Genomic DNA, 17,013 nt, shown 5'->3' with positions numbered 1-17,013 from the left:
CGTTCTGCTGCGTGTCCCCCGCCCTTCGGGCCCCTCCTTTACCTCCGCATAACGCTCGGTCACCCAGACTCCTCTTCACGCCTTGGCACTCGAAACTAGCAACACCCAACGCGCCTACCGGGCTCCGTGTCCGGGGTGTGGCGCACCTGTCAGCTTTCTGAGTGCGCAGAGCACGCATGCGGTCTGCGCGTTTTGCCAGAGTACGGTGGTGCGCAATGGCGACGTGTTGCAGCGCATCGGCAAGATGGCCGAGCTGTTTGACGACCACAGCCCGCTGCAGCTGCAGGCCAGTGGCACTTGGAATGGCCAGAGCTTCACGCTGCTGGGCCGGCTGCAATACAAATACGGCGAAGGTACCTGGACCGAGTGGCATGCGGTGCTGGGCGACGGCAGCAGCGCGTACCTGAGCGAAGACAACGGTGCCTACGTCTTTACCACGGCGCAGGCCGTGCAGCGCGAGATGCCGCCGGCCGAGCGCTTCCGCGTGGGGGCCACCACGGCCATCAATGGCAAGTCGTTCACTGTCGCCTCCAACCAATCGGTTGCGCTGATTGCGGCCCAAGGTGAGCTACCGCGCTTGCCTGAGCTGGGCACCAGCTTTGCGATGGTGGAGCTGCGCAGCCAGGCGGTGGACGCCAAGGGCGTGGGCGAGGTGCTCAGCGTGGACTACAGCAGCCAGCCGCCCAGCGTGAGCATGGGCAAATCGGTGCTGCTGGAGGACCTGAAGCTCACGGGCCTGAAAGACGAATCGGCCAAGGACGAAAAGGGTCGGCAGTTTGCCTGCCCCAACTGCGGTGCCACGCTGACCGTGAAGCTGGCCGGCAGCCAGAGCATGAGCTGCGGCTCGTGCAATAGCATCATTGACCTGTCACAGGGCATAGGTGGCGAGCTTAAGCACGCGATCCAGGACGAACCCGTGCAGCCGCTGATCCCGCTGGGTACCACGGGCATGCTGCAGGGGGCACAGTGGCAAGTGGTGGGGTTTCAGCACCGCATGGGCACCGACCCCAGCGACCCCGACGAACACTTTGGCTGGGAAGAGTACCTGCTGTACAACGCCAAGCGTGGCTTCATCTTCTTGGTGGATTCCACCGAGGGTTGGAGCGTGGTGCGCCCTGCAACCGGAGCACCGGTGGTGAGTGACAACCGGCAAAGCGCCACCTATCTGGGCACCCGCTACCAGCTCAAGGAGAGTTACACCGCACGCACCAACTACGTGGTGGGCGAGTTCTACTGGCAGGTGCGGCGTGACCAGGTGACGGAAAACCGCGACTACAGCAGCGGCAAAAACCTGCTGTCACTGGAACAAACGCCCAACGAGCTGACTTGGTCGGTGGGCAACACCATCGACAGTGCGACGGTGGCTATGGCCTTCAAGTTGAAGGACAAACAAGACCTGCTCAGGCGCACGGACGTGGGGCCGCTGGTATCCACCAACAACCCCTTGATGCGTCAGGAGTTCTGGGTCTTTATCGTGGTGGTGCTGATCTTCCTGGCGATGACACGCTGCTCACCCGACTGCGACCCGAATGTGGAGAACTGCTCCAGCAGCAGTTACCGCACCTCGGGCGGTTCGTTTGGCGGATTCTCGTCGGGCGGTGGGCACAAATAGATGTTGGAATTTTCAAGGAGATGACCATGGATTGGTTGAAACCGGATGTGGTGTTGGGCTCGGTGCTGTATGCGGTGATGGGGGTGCTGATTTTCTGGATCAGCTTCCTCATCATTGACAAGATCACGCCCTATAACCTGTGGCTCGAGATTGTGGAAAAGCAGAACAAGGCGCTGGCCCTGGTGGTGGCGGCCATGTCACTGGGCATCTGCATCATCGTGGCGGCAGCCATCCATTGAAGACTGAGGTCTTGGAGCCGCAGGCGCAGCACCCCGGGCCGCGCCCGGTGGAGGTGGCGCTGCTCGCCTCGGTGTTTGTGGTGGCGGCCTGCGGGCTGGTGTACGAGCTGGCCGCTGGTGCGCTGGCCTCGTACCTGCTGGGCGATTCGGTGCTGCAGTTCAGCACCGTCATCGGGGCCTACCTGTTTGCCATGGGCATTGGCTCCTACCTGTCGCGCTTCTTCGAGCGGCAGCTCAGCGCCCACTTCTTGCGCATAGAACTGATGGTGGCCCTTGCCGGTGGTGCGCTACCAGCTATTCTTTTTGTAGCGCATGCCCTTTTGCCGGGTTCCTTTCGCTTCGTGCTCTACGCCATGGTGCTGTTGGTGGGCATTCTGGTGGGGCTGGAGATTCCGCTGGTCATGCGCATCCTCAAGCGCAATGTGGCGCTCAAGGATCTGGTCTCGCAGGTGCTGACCTTTGACTACCTGGGTGCGCTGGTGGTGTCGGTGGCGTTTCCGCTGCTGCTGGTGCCCAAGCTGGGGCTGGTGCGCACCGGGCTGTTGTTTGGGCTGCTGAATGCGGTGGTGGCGCTGTGGGCGCTGTGGCTGTTCCGCCATGAACTGCGCCGCTTTGCGGCCCACGCCTGGGCCTGCGCGGCCACGCTCGCCCTGCTGGGTGCGGGCATGGTGGTGGCCGACCACATCACTACCTGGGCCGAGGACAAGCTCTACCAGGACAAGGCCGTCATCGCGCAGACCACGCCCTACCAGCGCATCGTGGTGACCTACGCGCCTGGCGAGGGCCGCATGGGCTATCGCCTCTTCCTCAACGGCAACCTGCAGTTCGCCCAGCGCGACGAATACCGCTACCACGAGGCCCTGGTGCACCCCGCCATGGCCGCGTTCTCGGCCACCGGCGCGTCACCCAAGAAGGTGGCCGTGTTGGGCGGCGGCGATGGCATGGCCGTGCGCGAGATCCTCAAGTACCCCGGCGTAGAGAGCGTCACGCTGGTGGAGCTGGACCCGGCCATGACCACCCTGTTCACCCAGACGCCGGAGCTGGCCGTGCTCAACAGCGAGTCGCTGCGCTCGCCCAAGGTCAAGGTCATCAACACCGATGCCTTCACCTGGCTCCAGGGCACCGAAGAAGTGTTCGATGTCATCGTGGTCGACTTCCCCGACCCCACCAACTTCTCGGTCGGCAAGCTGTTTACCAACGCCTTCTACGCCTTGCTGGACAAGCACTTGGCAGCCTCCGGCTACGCGGTGGTACAGACCACCTCGCCGCTGATTGCGCGCAAGAGTTTCTGGACCGTGGTTACCACCATCGAATCCGTCGGTCTGACCGCCACGCCGTATCACGCGCATGTGCCCAGCTTTGGTGAATGGGGATTTGTGCTGGCCAGCCGTCGCCCTTGGCGCATGCCCACTTCGCTGCCCGCAGGCCTGCGCTTTCTGAACGTGCCCAGCCTGCCGCTGCTGTTCGACTTTCCGCAAGACATGGGCCGCGTGCCCACCGAGGTGAACAGGCTGTCCAACCAGGTGCTGGTGACGACGTATGAAGAGGAATGGGGCAGGGTGGCGAAGTGAAACCAGCGCGCGAAAAAAAAGCCAACTTCCCCAGCGGGGTAGAGGCTTTCTTCCTGTTTGTAGCCCTGTTCGTGTTGGAGTATGTGCTGGGCCTGGCCCTGTACGATGCGCGCCACGTGCTGGGTCTGCACTCCTCCCAACTGATGGTGATGGTGGTGCTCCTGGGCAATGGGCTGCTGCTCAGCGGCATCCTGCACTTCAAAAGCATGGGCTACCGCGAACTGTTGCACCCCAGCGCGACTTCCCCCTGGGCCACGGCCGTCTTCCTCATCCCCCTGGTGCTCTTGCTGGTGCCCAGCTTGCTGCTGGTGTTCTGGAGCGTGACGGAGCTGGTGGTGGCCTGGTTTCCCATGTCACGCGCCGAAGAGGCGATGTTTGCCAGCATGGACGGGCTGGACTTGGCGACCGTGCTGGCGATTTGTGTGCTGGCGCCAGTCGTGGAGGAGATGCTGTTCCGGGGCGTCATCCTGCGCAGCTTTTTGCAGCAGTACGACCGGCGTCAGGCCATTTGGGGTTCAGCGCTGTTGTTCGGGGTGGCCCATCTCAATATCTACCAGTTTGTGGTGGCCGTGGGCATGGGGCTGCTGCTTGGCTGGCTGTACGAGCGCAGCCGCTCCCTGATCCCCTGCATGGCTCTGCATGCCGCCTACAACACGGGCACCGTGGCGTTGTCCGCCACCCTGGGTGAAGGCGCTACATCACCGGTCGTGTCCGTGTCCGCGCCTGCTGCGGCCTGGGGCGCAGCCTTGGCGGCTGCCCTGCTCGCTAGCTGGGGCCTTCGGCGCTTGCTGGGCAAGGCGGCGGTATGACGGGGCATGCCTACAGCTACCGCAGCGATGCCCGCGTACCCCGTTTTGCGGATGACAAGCCACTCATCGTGTTCGATGGCCATTGCGTGCTGTGCTCGGGTTGGGCCAACTTTGTTATCAAGCACGACCGACGTCGCGTGTACCGCCTGCTGGCTGCCCAAACCCCTTTGGGGCAAGCCCTGTATGCCCACTATGGCCTGGGGGGCGACGATTACCAGAGCAACCTGCTGATCGCCTCGGGCCAGGTTTTCATCAAATCGGAAGGCAGCATCCGCATGGCGGAAGGTCTGGGCTGGCCTTGGCGTGCCGTCGGGGTGTTGCGTGCGCTGCCCCTGCCGTGGCGCGATGCGCTGTACAGCTGGGTGGCACGCAACCGCATCCGCTGGTTTGGCCGCCAGGAAGTCTGCTACTTGCCGGATCCCAAGGACGCGGACCGCTTTGTGGTGGGAGACGGTTCGTGAACCTGCGGGACGACGCCTCCGCCAGCCTGTTCCAGCGCCTGCTGGGCAACGCATTTGCACAGCTGGCGCCAGCCGTGCAGCGCGGGCACCAGCCCGGCGAAGTTTTGCTCATGTCGGGCCAGGCCTCGGTGCGGCGCGGGTCCGGGCTGCTGGCGCGTGCGCTGTGCCGCGTCATCGGCTTTCCTGCGGCGGGCGATGCTGTGCCGGTCAGTGTGCACATGCAAACACAGGGCGCCGGGGAGCGCTGGCAGCGGCGCTTTGGCGCGCAGCGGTTCGAGAGCCACTTCAGCCTGGGCCAGGGCCCACAGCAGGGGTTGCTGGTGGAGCAGTTCGGCCCGCTGCGGTTTCACATTTCTCTAGCGGTGGTGGACGGGGCCTTGCTGTGGGCGGTGCGCAGCGGCGCTTTGTGGATCATTCCGTTGCCTGCCCTGCTGCTCCCCAGCGGAGACAGCCGCGAATATGAGTCCGAGGGGCGCTTCCACTTCGATGTGGAGATTGCCCACCCGCTGGCAGGGCTTCTCGTGCAGTACCGCGGCTGGCTGGAGCCTGCTGCTCTGTGAAACGCCGCCATTTCCTCGCCGCCGCGGCGCCCCTGCCCTTGCTCGGCTGTGCACCATCGGCTTCCGACATGCGCCATATCACCGGCGGCTTTACCGGTATCCAAGTGGAGCGCGGCCACCAACTGCGCGACACCACCGCTTGGCCGACGCCCACCGTCACCCACCGCACCCACACCGTCATCGCTGGTGGCGGTGTGGCCGGCCTGGCCGCGGCGCGCGCCCTGCACTTGCGCGGACAAGACGACTTTGCGCTGCTGGAGCTGGAAGACGGCGCGGGTGGCAATGCGCGCGGTGGCGCGGTCGGCGGCATCGCCTGCCCGCTGGGTGCGCACTACCTACCGCTGCCCAGCGACGACGCGCCCGAAGTGCAAGACCTGCTGGAAGAACTGGGGCTGCGCCAGCGCGTGGCCGGGCGCTGGCAGTACGACGAGCGCCACCTCTGCCACAGCCCCCAGGAGCGCTTGTTTTTCAACGGCACCTGGCAGGACGGCCTGCTGCCCGTGCAGGGCGTGGGCGAGTCCACGCTGGTGCAGTACCGCAGGTTCTCGGCGTTGGTGGAGCAGGCACGCAACGCAGCCAAGTGGACCATTCCAATACAAAACAGGCCTCTGGCCCCCGTGAAACGTGCGCTAGCAGCTATGACTTTCATAGCATATCTGGAGCAAAACGGTCTGACCGACCCGCACCTGCGCTGGTACCTGGACTACTGCTGCCGCGACGACTACGGCGCGGGCATTGCCACGGTGTCTGCCTGGGCCGGCATCCACTACTTCGCCAGCCGTCACGGCTTCCACGCGCCGGGTGCCGAGTCCGCCGAGCGCGAAGGCCTGCTGACTTGGCCCGAGGGCAATGCCTGGCTCACGCGCCGCCTGGCCGCGCCCCTGGGCGAGCGCCTGCGCACGGGCTGTGTGGTGCTGCGCGTGGCACAGGGCCGGCACGGCGTGGAGGTGGACGCCTTCAACACCGCGACGCAGCAGGTAGAACGCTGGCAGGCGCAGCAGGCCATCGTGGCGCTGCCGATTTTTGTGGCGGCGCGCGTGGTGGAAGGCGCACCCGACTTTTTGCGCCAAGCCGCACAGCGCGTGGTCTACGCGCCCTGGCTGGTGGCCAACATCCATATCCGCGAACCGCTGCGGGATCGGCCCGGCCCGGCGCCAAGCTGGGACAACGTGATTTACACCGAGGCCGGTGGCGGACTGGGCTACGTGGATGCCATGCACCAGAGCCTGCACCCCGTGCCCGGTGCCACGGTGCTGACCCACTACCGCGCGCTGGGTGATGTGGCGGGTGGACCCAGCGCCGGGCGCAAGCAGCTGCTGGAGCAGCCGTGGACCCATTGGCGCGACACCATCCTGGCCGAACTGGCCACCGCCCACCCCGACCTGCCCGCCAAAGCCACGCGCATGGAGCTGACCCGCTACGGCCATGCCATGGCCATCCCGGTGCCATCGGTTGCAGGTCAAATTGGCTTCCAGCCCTCGTCAGATGTGCGCAAACAGCTATCAAAAAAAGAGCAATTTACGCTCGCCCAAGGCCGCCTGCGGTTTGCCCACAGCGACTGGGCGGGCTACTCCATCTTTGAAGAGGCCTTCACGCTGGGGCACGTGGCCGGTCAGGCCTAGGCAGGCGGCTGTTCATAATGCGCGCTCACCCTTTCATCTCTATGCCAACCATTCCCTGGGGCCCTTGGCCCATGCGTCTTCTCAAAATCAGCCTGGTACTGGGCGTGCTGGCGGTGGCGTTTTTGCTGTCGGCCATCGCCTTCTTGTACCCGCAGCTGCCCGATACCTCCTCGCTGTCCAACTACCAGCCCAAGCAGCCGCTGCGTGTGCTCACGGCCGATGGCGTGGAGATTGGCGGCTTTGGCGCCGAGAAGCGGGTGTACCAGCGCATTGACCAGATTCCTGCGCTGATGAAAGACAGCCTGCTGGCGGTGGAAGACTCGCGCTTTTACTCGCACCACGGGTTGGACCCGGTGGGCATGGCACGCGCGGCGCTGGCCATCGTGACGGGCGGGCGCATGCAGGGCGCCTCCACCATCACGCAGCAGGTGGCGCGTACGTTCTTTCTGAGCCGCTCGCGCACGGTGGAGCGCAAACTCAAGGAGGCCATGCTGGCCTTCAAGATTGAATCGCAGCTCAGCAAGGACCAGATCCTGGAGCTCTACATGAACCAGATTTATCTGGGTTCACGTTCCTACGGCTTTGAGGCCGCGGCGCAAACCTACTTTGGCAAAACCCTGTCGGCGCTTACGCCAGCCGAGTGCGCCATGCTGGCGGGCTTGCCGCAAAACCCCTATTTCGCCAACCCTATCCACAACCTGGAGCGGGCGCGGGCGCGGCAGTTGGTGGCCCTGGGTCGCATGCGCTCGCAAGGTGTGATTGACGGTGGGCAGTATGCCGAGGCGCTGCTGGAAAAATTGGTGGTGCGCAAGCTCAATGACGTGGAGGTGCATGCCGAGTACGTGGCCGAGATGGTGCGCCAGCAGGTGTACGCCCAGTTTGGTGAACTCAGCTACACCACGGGCCTGAACGTCACCACCACCCTGCGCTCTACGGAGCAACAGGCCGCGTACAAGGCCCTGCGCCGTACGCTGGTGGAGCACTCGCTGCGCCAGGCGTGGCGCGGCCCCGAAGGCTTTGAGGCCCTGGCCCCGGCACTCAAGGACGATGACCCCGCCGTGGCCCAGGCCCTGGCCGACTTTGACGACGACGATGACCTGCGCCTGGCCATCGTCACACGCGCCACCCCGAAGGCGGTGACCGTGGTGTTGGCCTCGGGCGAGGTGTTGCAGATCGACGGCGCAGGCCTGCGCGCCGCGCAAAGCGGCCTGGCCGACTCCGCCTCCAACAAGGTGAAGGTGCGCCGTGGTGCGGTGGTGCGTGTGGTGCAACAGGGCAAGACCTGGGCGCTGGTGCAGTGGCCCGAAACCGAGGGCGCCTTCGTGGCGCTGGACCCGCTCAATGGCGAGGTGCGTGCGTTGGTGGGGGGCTTTGACTTTCACCGCAACCAGTTCAACCATGTGACCCAGGGCTGGCGCCAGCCCGGTTCCAGCTACAAGCCTTTCATCTATTCCGGCGCCATCGAAAACGGTGTGCAGCCCGACACCCTGGTCAATGACGCGCCACTGGAAAACGTGGGCGACTGGGCACCGGAAAACGACGATGGCAGCACCGACGGCCCCATCACCCTGCGAACCGCACTGGCCCGCTCCAAAAACCTGGTGTCCATCCGGCTCATGCAGTTTCTCTCGCCCCAGGGCGCGCGGGACTGGACCAGCCGTTTCGGTTTCGATGTGGAACGCCAGCCCGCTGATCTCACGCAGGCCCTGGGTACGGGTTCGACCAACCCGCTGCAACTGGCCGGTGCCTACGCCGTGCTGGCCAACGGCGGCTTCCGTGTGGCGCCGCAGTTTGTCAAGACCATCACCCGTGCCAATGGTGAAGTGGTGTTCGAGGCCCCGACGCAGGCGTTGAATGAGTCCTTGCGCACCGTGCCGCAGCGCAACACCTTCCTCGTCTCCAGCCTGCTGCAGGATGTCACGCGCGTGGGCACTGCTGCCCGTGCCCAGGCCACGCTGAAACGCCCCGACCTGTATGGCAAAACCGGTACCACCAACGATGTGGTGGACGCGTGGTTCGCGGGTTACCAGCCCAGCCTGGTGGCCGTGGCCTGGGTGGGCTACGACACACCGCGCAGCCTGGGCTCGCGCGCGTCGGGTTCCGCATTGGCGCTGCCCGCGTGGATCGAGTTCATGGCTACGGCCCTCAAGGGTGTGCCCGTGCAGGAGGTGCAGCCGCCCGCCGGGGTGGAGCGCATCGATGGTGACTGGCGCTACAGCGAATGGGCTTTCGGTGGCTTCGTGCGCACCCTGGGCATGGACGCGCAGACCATCAGCCCGTCCCTGGCCGTGCACCCCACGCTGGAGTCCAGCCTGGCACCGCCTTGGGCGCCTGTGGTGCACTGAGAATTTCGGACCAGCGGCTGTGGCTGGCCGTTAAGCGTGTGCAGGGCGAACCTGCCAGCCCCCTAGAATTTACGCGGGAGGCTGCACGACAGGGTGTGGCTGGATACAACACAGATAAACAGGCCTGCATCCATGAATCCAGACAACGCACTGCGCAGCCAGCTGCTCAAGGTCCTTTGCTTTGCGGCACTGGCGCTTTTTCTCATCCCCGCGCTGACCTACGGCTTCGTCCGTTACGCCGCCCACCAGGACGATGTGGCCTTCCAGCGTTCAGTGGAAGAACGTGTCTACGCGGACACCACGGCCTCCAGTGAGGAGAAGGAAGCGCATATCGCCTTCTACCGCCAGCGACCGCCCTCCACCATCTGCGACAACCGCGAGCCCGATGCGCAGCGCTACCGAGAGGCCGTCTGCGAGCCGTTTGGCGAGGTCTGGCAGTTCCATCTGGTGCGCCAGGTCGCGGGCTGGACCCTGGTGGCTGGGGTGGTTGTCTTGCTCGCGATTGCAGCACTGGGCGCGCTGGCGTTTGGAAACCGCAAGCTGCAGTACGGCAGCTTTGTGGTGGGCTGGCGCCTGATGATGCTGGCCAGTGCGGCTGCGGTGGTGGTGCAGGGTGCCGCGTTGGTGTGGCTGTCGTTCTGGGTGACCGCGTTTTTCTTCCACAAGTACTACCTCAAGCTGATCCTCATTGCCGGCGTGCTGGCGCTGGGTGCGGTGTGGGTGGTGGTCATGAAAATTTTCCAGCGCGTGGCGCTGAACAACACGGTGGAGGGTGAGGTGGTGACCGAGTCCGACGCCCCCTTGCTGTGGCGCCGCATCCGCCACATGGCGGCGCGCCTGAAGACGGCGCCACCCGACCACATCGTGGCCGGCATAGACACCAATTTCTTTGTGACTGAAACCCCGCTCACCGTAGGCCAAAAGACCTTGCAGGGACGCAGCTTGTTCGTCAGCATTCCGCTGCTGCGCGTGCTGAGCCTGCAAGAGGCTGACGCGGTGCTGGGCCACGAACTGGCGCACTTCCGCGGCGGCGACACGCGCAACAGTGCGCGGCTAGGCCCCAAGCTGCAGCAGTACGACCACTACATGCACGGCCTGGGCGAAGGCGGTCTGGCGTTCGTGGTGGTGCCATTTATGCAGCTCTACCGCATGGTGTTCCAGCTCGCGCTGTCGCGCGACAGCCGGGCGCGCGAGTTCAAGGCCGACCGCATGGCCGCCAAGCTAGTGTCGCCGCAGGGCATCGTGCAGTCGCTCATCAAGATTGCGGCCTACGACCATTACCGCTCCAACACCGAACGCACGCTGTTTGAAAGCGACCGCAAACTCGACGGTGCGCTGGGCATTGGGCAGGCCGTGGCGCAGGGCCTGCACCCGTATGCGGCATCGGACGATTTCTTTGACGACATGCGCACGGCCCACGTGCCTCACCCGTTTGACAGCCACCCGCCCATCGCCCAGCGCATGCGCCATGTGGGCCACGTTGTGCTGCCGGACAACTACGGCGCCATCGTGCGCGAAACGCCCACCACCACCTGGGCCGATGAGATCCTGACGGCCGCGGACATTGAGCGGCGCCTGTGGGCGCAGTACGAGGCCCAGTTTGCCCAGAACCATGAGCAGACCCTGGCCTACCGCTATGAGCCGGCCAACGACGAAGAGCGCCAACTGGTGCTCAAGTACTTTCCGCCGGTGGTGTTTGCGCTCAAGAACCAGGCGTCCATCGAGATCAACTACAGCGGCATTGCGCCTTCAGGAGAGGACGTGCTGCCCTGGGACAGCGTCAAGTCCCTGCAGTACAAGGAGAGCAGTTTTGGCGACAGCCTCATCGTCACCCTGCATGAAAAAGGCCTGATAGGCGCCAAGACCACCAAGCTCAAATTGGCGGGCCTGGGCAAACAAAAAGACGCGTTCAATGCCGCCGTCAGCCACTATTGGCGCCGCCACCAGATCATGCGGGCGCAGTAGCTTGCGGGGGCTGCGGCAGCGTGCCGCGTTGCAACTGGTGCTGCTCGACATGCTTCGCATCAAACAGCTGCATCAGCGTGGCCAGCAGGGCATACGCCTTGGCCGAGTGGTCGCTGCCCATGTTGCAGACATACACATCCAGCGTCACCGCGCGTTGCTCGGGCCAGGTGTGCACGCACAGGTGCGACTCGGCCAGCAGCACCGTAGCGGTCACGCCGCCAGGGCCCTGGTCTGTGGCGGGGAAGGCGTGCGTCGCCTGGGACACGGCTTGCAGCCCGGCCGCTTGCACGGCGCGCACGCAGAAGTCGACCAGTGGCCCGGCCTCGGTTAGCCAGTCCATCGCACAGCGGCAGCCATGCAGGTCGGCGGTGAGGTGAAGTCCTTGCATGGTGAGGGCACGCTCAGCGGGTGCCTACGGCCACCTTGCCGAACACGGCCTGGGCCTCTCGAGGCAGGCTGCGCCAATACACCGGGTTGGCCTGCACCACGCCACCCAGCGCGGCCGCGGCTTGCCAGCCCCAGCGGGGCTGGTACAAAAAGGCACGCGCCAGGCCCACCAGGTCGGCCTCGCCGCTTTGCAAAATGGCCTCGGCCTGGTGCGGATCGGTGATCAGGCCCACGGCAATGGTCAAGAGGCCACTGGTCTCGCGGATCTGCCGCGCAAAGTCCACCTGGTAGTTGGGCCCCAGAGCGATTTTTTGCTGCGGCGACACGCCGCCGCTGGACACATGGATGAAGTCGCAACCCAGGGCCTTCAGGCGCTTGGCAAACTCGGCGCTCTGGTGGACGTCCCATGCACCTTCCACCCAGTCTGTGGCCGAGAGACGCAGGCCCAGCACGCCGTCATAGACCGCGCGCACCGCAGCAAACACCTCCAGCGGAAAGCGGATACGGTTCTCGAAATTGCCACCGTAAGCGTCATGGCGCTGGTTGGCAATGGGTGATAGAAATTCGTGCAGCAGGTAGCCATGGGCGCTATGGATTTCAATGGCTTCAATGCCCATACGGTCGGCACGACGTGCGGCGTCGACAAAGCCTTGCTTGATGCGTTCCATGCCGGTCGCGTTCAGCTCGGTGGGCGGGGCTTCGCCTGGCAGTTGCGGCAGTGCCGACGGGCCAAAGGTCTCCCAGCCGCCGTCTTCGGGTGCCATCAGCTGGCCGCCTTCCCATGGAATATGGCTGGAGGCCTTGCGCCCTGCGTGCGCGAGCTGGATGCATACCGGCACCTGGGGTGCCAGTTTGCGTGCACGCGCCAGCTTGTCGGCCAGCGCGGCTTCGGTGCGGTCGTCCCACAGGCCCAGGCAGGCCGAGGTGATGCGGCCTTCGGGCAGCACACCGGTGGCCTCGATGGTGAACAGGCCGGCACCGCTGTTGAGCAAGTTGGCCCAGTGCATCAGGTGCCAGTCGGTGGCTTCACCGTTGACGGACTGGTACTGGCACATGGGTGCGATGACGATGCGGTTGGGCAGGGTGAGGCCACCACGGGGCGATGGTAGGGTCAGGGGAGTGAAAAGCAGGCTCATGCACAAAAGCATAGCCCAAGGATCAAAGGCGGTGCGGTACCGCCGTGTAACGTCCCCTCGGCGCGGCCCGGTAAAATCGGGGGAGTTTCACCCTTCCCACCGTTTTTCAACCTTACCCCGGAGTTGCCCCCGCATGGCCCCCACCCCCAATACCAAAGACATGGCGAATGCCATCCGCGCACTTGCCATGGACGCCGTCCAACAAGCCAACTCGGGTCACCCCGGCGCCCCCATGGGCATGGCAGACATGGCCGTAGCGTTGTGGGGCGAGCACCTGAGCCACAACCCGACCAACCCTGGCTGGTTGAACCGTGACCGCTTCATCCTGTCCAACGGCCACGGCTCCATGCTGATCTATGCGCTGCTGCACCTGACCGGCTACAAGCTGCCGATTGCAGAGCTGAAGAACTTCCGCCAGTTGCACAGCAAGACCCCGGGTCATCCGGAGTTTGGCTATACCGCCGGTGTGGAAACCACCACCGGCCCGCTGGGCCAGGGCATCACCAATGCCGTGGGCTTTGCCCTGGCTGAAAAGTTGCTGGCCAAAGAGTTCAACCGCGAAGGCCATGCCATCGTGGACCACCACACCTATGTGTTCATGGGTGACGGTTGCCTGATGGAAGGCATCAGCCACGAAGCCGCCGCATTGGCCGGCGCCTGGAAGCTGGGCAAGCTGATTGCGCTGTACGACGACAACGGCATCTCCATCGACGGCCAGGTCGCGCCCTGGTTCATCGACAACACCGCCCAGCGTTTTGTTGCCTATGGCTGGAACGTCATCGGCCCGGTGGACGGCCACGATGCTGCCGCTGTGTCTGCTGCCATTGCGCAGGCCAAGGCCGGCACGGACAACCGCCCCACGCTGATCATCAGCAAGACCCACATCGGCAAGGGCAGCCCCAACCGTGCCAACACCTCCAAGGCCCACGGCGAACCCCTGGGCGCCGAAGAAATCAAGCTCACACGCGAAGCCATCGGCTGGAGCCATGCGCCCTTCGTCATCCCCAAAGAGGTGTATGCCGACTGGGACGCCAAGGAAAAAGGCAAGGCCGCAGAGGCCGCCTGGAACGACAAGTTCGCCGCCTACAAAGCAGCCTTCCCCGAGCTGGCCAAGGAACTGCTGCGCCGCATGAAGGGCGACCTGCCCAAGGGATTTGTGCAGACCGCGGTGGACACCGTGATTGCTGCCCACCAAAAGGGCGAAACCGTGGCCAGCCGCAAGGCCAGCCAGCTGGCGCTGGAGTCCTTCACCGCCGCTTTGCCTGAGCTGCTGGGCGGCTCGGCTGATTTGACCGGATCCAACCTCACCAACACCAAGAGCACGCCCAACCTGCGCTTTGACGCGCTGACCGGCGCCGTGGTGACCAACGAAGCCGGCCAGGGCGGCCGCCACATCAACTACGGTGTGCGCGAATTCGGCATGGCCGCCATCATGAACGGCGTCGCCCTGCACGGTGGTTTCATCCCCTACGGCGGTACCTTCCTGACCTTCAGCGACTACAGCCGCAACGCCATCCGCATGGCCGCACTGATGAAGCTGCGTGTGGTGCACGTGTTCACGCACGACTCCATCGGTCTGGGCGAAGACGGCCCCACCCACCAGTCCATTGAGCACGCCGCCAGCCTGCGTCTGATTCCCAACCTGGACGTGTGGCGCCCTGCCGATACGGCAGAAACCGCCGTGGCATGGACCGTGGCTCTGCAAAACAAGGCCAAACCCACCGCACTGCTGCTGAGCCGCCAGAACATTGCCTATATTGCCAAAACAGACTCCGCCGATGCACCCGATGCCTCCGGTCTGGACGCCATCAGCAAGGGCGCCTATGTGCTGTCCGAGCCTTCGGACGTGGGCCTTAAGAAGAAGACCCAGGCCGTGATCATTGCCACCGGTTCCGAAGTGCAACTGGCCATCGCCGCCCAAAAGCTGCTGGCAGAGCGCAAGATTGCGGTGCGCGTGGTCTCCATGCCTTCCACCACCACGTTTGACCTGCAAAGCAGCGAATACAAGTCTGCGGTTCTGCCCGCCGGCCTGCCGCGCGTGGCGGTTGAAATGGGCTCCACCGGTGGCTGGTGGAAGTACGGCACCGCGGCCGTGGTGGGCTTGGACACCTATGGTGAATCCGCTCCCGCGCCCGTGCTGTTCAAGCACTTCGGCTTTACCGCCGAGAACGTTGCGGACACCGTACAGACGGCGCTGACCCGCAAGGCGTAAACAGGCATCTGGTTTTTGGTTCGACATTTTTTTGAAGAGAGAAGCACATGACTATCAAGATTGGTATCAACGGTTTTGGCCGCATCGGCCGCATGGTGTTCCGCGCCGCCATCCAGAACTTCAACGACGTGGAAATCGTCGGCATCAACGACTTGCTGGAGCCTGACTACCTCGCCTATATGCTGCAGTACGACAGCGTGCACGGCCGCTTCAAGGGTGACGTGTCCATCGACAACGGCGCCCTCATCGTCAACGGCAAGAAGATCCGCCTGACGCAAGAGCGTGACCCTGCCAACCTGAAGTGGTCCGACGTCGGTGCCGACATCGTGGTCGAATCCACCGGCCTGTTCCTGACCAAGGAAACCGCGCAAAAGCACATCGACGCTGGCGCCAAGAAGGTCATCCTGTCGGCGCCTTCCAAGGACGACACCCCCATGTTCGTTTACGGCGTGAACCACACCACCTACAAGGGTGAGGCCATCATCTCCAACGCTTCGTGCACCACCAACTGCCTGGCCCCTCTGGCCAAGGTGATCCACGACAAGTTCGGTATCAAGCGCGGCCTGATGACTACCGTGCACGCCACCACTGCCACCCAGAAGACGGTGGACGGCCCTTCCAACAAAGACTGGCGCGGTGGCCGCGGCATTCTGGAAAACATCATTCCTTCCAGCACTGGTGCTGCCAAGGCCGTGGGTGTGGTGATTCCTGAGCTGAACAAGAAGCTCACCGGCATGTCCTTCCGCGTGCCGACCAGCGATGTGTCCGTGGTTGACCTGACCGTGGAACTGAACACCTCCGCCACATTGGCCGAGATCAATGCCGAGTTGAAGGCGCAATCCGAAGGCGCACTCAAGGGCGTGCTGGGTTACACCGAAGACAAAGTGGTGGCCACCGACTTCCGCGGTGACAGCCGCACCTCCATCTACGACGCCGAAGCCTCCATCGCCCTGGACGGCACCTTCGTCAAGCTGGTGAGCTGGTACGACAACGAATGGGGTTACTCCAACAAGGTGTTGGAAATGGCTCGCGTAGTCGCCAAGTAAGCACCGCTGCGGACTGGGCTGCTCTACGCCGAGGCCTGCCTCGGGCGGGCCTCCATTGCAATAGATTTATTGCAATGGAGGTAATCCGTTGCGAGCGTTGAGTGCCGGAACCTTTGAAAATGCTTCGGCGATGAAATCCATGAAGACGATGGCCCGCTTCGGAAGAAGTCTGTTCGCTACATAAATGATTTGTATAGGCACAGGCGGGGCACCATATTCCGTCAGCAGCAATTGCAAATTTCCGTTCTTCAGCCCTTCCTCAAACAGCCATTCCGGGCCAAGTGCGATCCCCAGCCCCGCATTGACAGATTGGCGTGCGGCCTCAGGTGAGTTGACCCGAAGCCTGCCAGAGACGGGAACATCGGTATCCCGGAAACGCCATGTGGCACCAGTCGACAGCAAGGTGTAGACCACGCAATCGTGCTCGCGCAGATCATCGGGCGTGCTGGGGACTCCGCGTTGGGCCAGGTACCCCTTGCTGGCAACGCACACGCGCTCGAACAAACCGATGCGCCGCGCGCGCAGTGCGCTGTCTTCCAAATGCCCGATCCGAATCGCGAGCTCAGCGCCCTCATCGACCAGATTCACATAGCGGTCATTGATCTGGAGGTCCAGCGACAACCCTGGATAGCGCCCCAGGAAGGCAGGCACATGCGGCAACACGAATGTATGGGCCAGTGCCGTCGGACAAGCGACGCGCAGCAATCCGGAGGGGTTGACGTTCTCCCTGAACGACGACTCTGATTCGTCCACGGCGTCAAGAATTCGCCGGGCTTCCGCGTAGTAGCGTTCCCCCTCAGGTGTGAGGGCAAGCTTGCGCGTCGACCGGTGCAGCAACCTGGTTTGCAGATGATCTTCCAGTGCCGCCACATGGCGACTGACGTTCGGCTGCCCTAAACCCAAGTCGCGGCCCGCAGCGGAGAAACTGCCCGTCTCCACAGCACGAGCGAAGCATGTCATCAACAAAAAACGATCCACGTGAAGCCCTTTATTCATGCAATTGGCGCATGAAATGTATTCATAAATACCATCTTATGCAATTTCCACT

Annotated in this window: 14 protein-coding genes; 11 read left to right on the top strand and 3 right to left on the bottom strand. The window is 63.9% G+C overall.

Annotated elements, in window-relative coordinates; translation table 11 throughout:
• Positions 1-82: 82 nt before the first annotated feature.
• The 9 genes from J2X15_RS12985 to J2X15_RS12945 all read left to right on the top strand — a co-directional run bounded on the left by J2X15_RS12985 (position 83) and on the right by J2X15_RS12945 (position 11,184).
• On the top strand, positions 83-1,612 hold the full coding sequence (locus J2X15_RS12985; RefSeq protein ID WP_310343505.1) for a DUF4178 domain-containing protein: 1,530 nt from the start codon (positions 83-85) through the stop codon (positions 1,610-1,612).
• Positions 1,613-1,632: 20 nt separating this feature from the next.
• A complete protein-coding gene (locus J2X15_RS12980) occupies positions 1,633-1,851 on the top strand; it encodes a DUF350 domain-containing protein (protein ID WP_310343503.1) in 219 nt (72 codons plus the stop codon).
• Positions 1,848-3,422 (top strand): polyamine aminopropyltransferase, encoded by a 1,575-nt coding sequence (locus J2X15_RS12975; protein ID WP_310343501.1) that lies wholly within the window; start codon positions 1,848-1,850, stop codon positions 3,420-3,422. Before J2X15_RS12980 ends, J2X15_RS12975 begins: the two co-directional genes overlap by 4 nt.
• Complete coding sequence (locus tag J2X15_RS12970) at positions 3,419-4,231, top strand: CPBP family intramembrane glutamic endopeptidase (protein ID WP_310343499.1); 813 nt, start codon at positions 3,419-3,421, stop codon at positions 4,229-4,231. The genes J2X15_RS12975 and J2X15_RS12970 overlap by 4 nt, the downstream gene beginning before the upstream one ends.
• Entirely contained in the window at positions 4,228-4,692 is a 465-nt protein-coding gene (locus J2X15_RS12965; protein WP_310343497.1) for a thiol-disulfide oxidoreductase DCC family protein, read from the top strand. The genes J2X15_RS12970 and J2X15_RS12965 overlap by 4 nt, the downstream gene beginning before the upstream one ends.
• Complete coding sequence (locus tag J2X15_RS12960; protein WP_310343495.1) at positions 4,689-5,252, top strand: DUF4166 domain-containing protein; 564 nt, start codon at positions 4,689-4,691, stop codon at positions 5,250-5,252. Before J2X15_RS12965 ends, J2X15_RS12960 begins: the two co-directional genes overlap by 4 nt.
• A complete protein-coding gene (locus J2X15_RS12955; RefSeq protein WP_310343493.1) occupies positions 5,249-6,874 on the top strand; it encodes an FAD-dependent oxidoreductase in 1,626 nt (541 codons plus the stop codon). Before J2X15_RS12960 ends, J2X15_RS12955 begins: the two co-directional genes overlap by 4 nt.
• 71 nt (positions 6,875-6,945) lie before the next feature.
• Positions 6,946-9,219, top strand: coding sequence for a penicillin-binding protein 1A (locus J2X15_RS12950; RefSeq protein WP_310343490.1), 2,274 nt, complete (start codon positions 6,946-6,948; stop codon positions 9,217-9,219).
• A 132-nt stretch (positions 9,220-9,351) separates the two neighbouring features.
• The gene (locus J2X15_RS12945) at positions 9,352-11,184 is read left to right on the top strand and encodes a M48 family metallopeptidase (protein ID WP_310343488.1); all 1,833 of its coding nucleotides are present in this window, start codon (positions 9,352-9,354) and stop codon (positions 11,182-11,184) included.
• On the opposite strand, the gene speD is transcribed toward J2X15_RS12945, so the two are convergent.
• Both speD and J2X15_RS12935 read right to left on the bottom strand, forming a co-directional pair.
• Positions 11,168-11,572, bottom strand: a complete 405-nt coding sequence (speD, locus tag J2X15_RS12940; RefSeq protein WP_310343486.1) for an adenosylmethionine decarboxylase — start codon at positions 11,570-11,572, stop codon at positions 11,168-11,170. The genes J2X15_RS12945 and speD overlap by 17 nt on opposite strands.
• A gap of 13 nt (positions 11,573-11,585) precedes the next feature.
• Positions 11,586-12,707: an NADH:flavin oxidoreductase/NADH oxidase gene (locus tag J2X15_RS12935; RefSeq protein ID WP_310343485.1), complete on the bottom strand. Its 1,122-nt coding sequence runs from the start codon at positions 12,705-12,707 to the stop codon at positions 11,586-11,588.
• A gap of 133 nt (positions 12,708-12,840) precedes the next feature.
• Between J2X15_RS12935 and tkt the strand changes: the two genes are divergently transcribed.
• Both tkt and gap read left to right on the top strand, forming a co-directional pair.
• Positions 12,841-14,919, top strand: a complete 2,079-nt coding sequence (tkt, locus tag J2X15_RS12930; RefSeq protein ID WP_310343483.1) for a transketolase — start codon at positions 12,841-12,843, stop codon at positions 14,917-14,919.
• A 47-nt stretch (positions 14,920-14,966) separates the two neighbouring features.
• Positions 14,967-15,965, top strand: a complete 999-nt coding sequence (gap, locus tag J2X15_RS12925; RefSeq protein ID WP_310343481.1) for a type I glyceraldehyde-3-phosphate dehydrogenase — start codon at positions 14,967-14,969, stop codon at positions 15,963-15,965.
• A 66-nt stretch (positions 15,966-16,031) separates the two neighbouring features.
• Here gap and J2X15_RS12920 read toward each other — a convergent pair whose 3' ends face one another.
• Positions 16,032-16,961, bottom strand: a complete 930-nt coding sequence (locus J2X15_RS12920) for a LysR family transcriptional regulator (protein ID WP_310343479.1) — start codon at positions 16,959-16,961, stop codon at positions 16,032-16,034.
• Between the last annotated feature and the right edge of the window lie 52 nt (positions 16,962-17,013).

The organism is Rhodoferax saidenbachensis (assembly GCF_031457975.1).
GTDB classification, from domain to species: domain Bacteria; phylum Pseudomonadota; class Gammaproteobacteria; order Burkholderiales; family Burkholderiaceae_C; genus Allorhodoferax; species Allorhodoferax saidenbachensis_A.
This window is presented reverse-complemented; position numbering and strand designations above follow the sequence as displayed.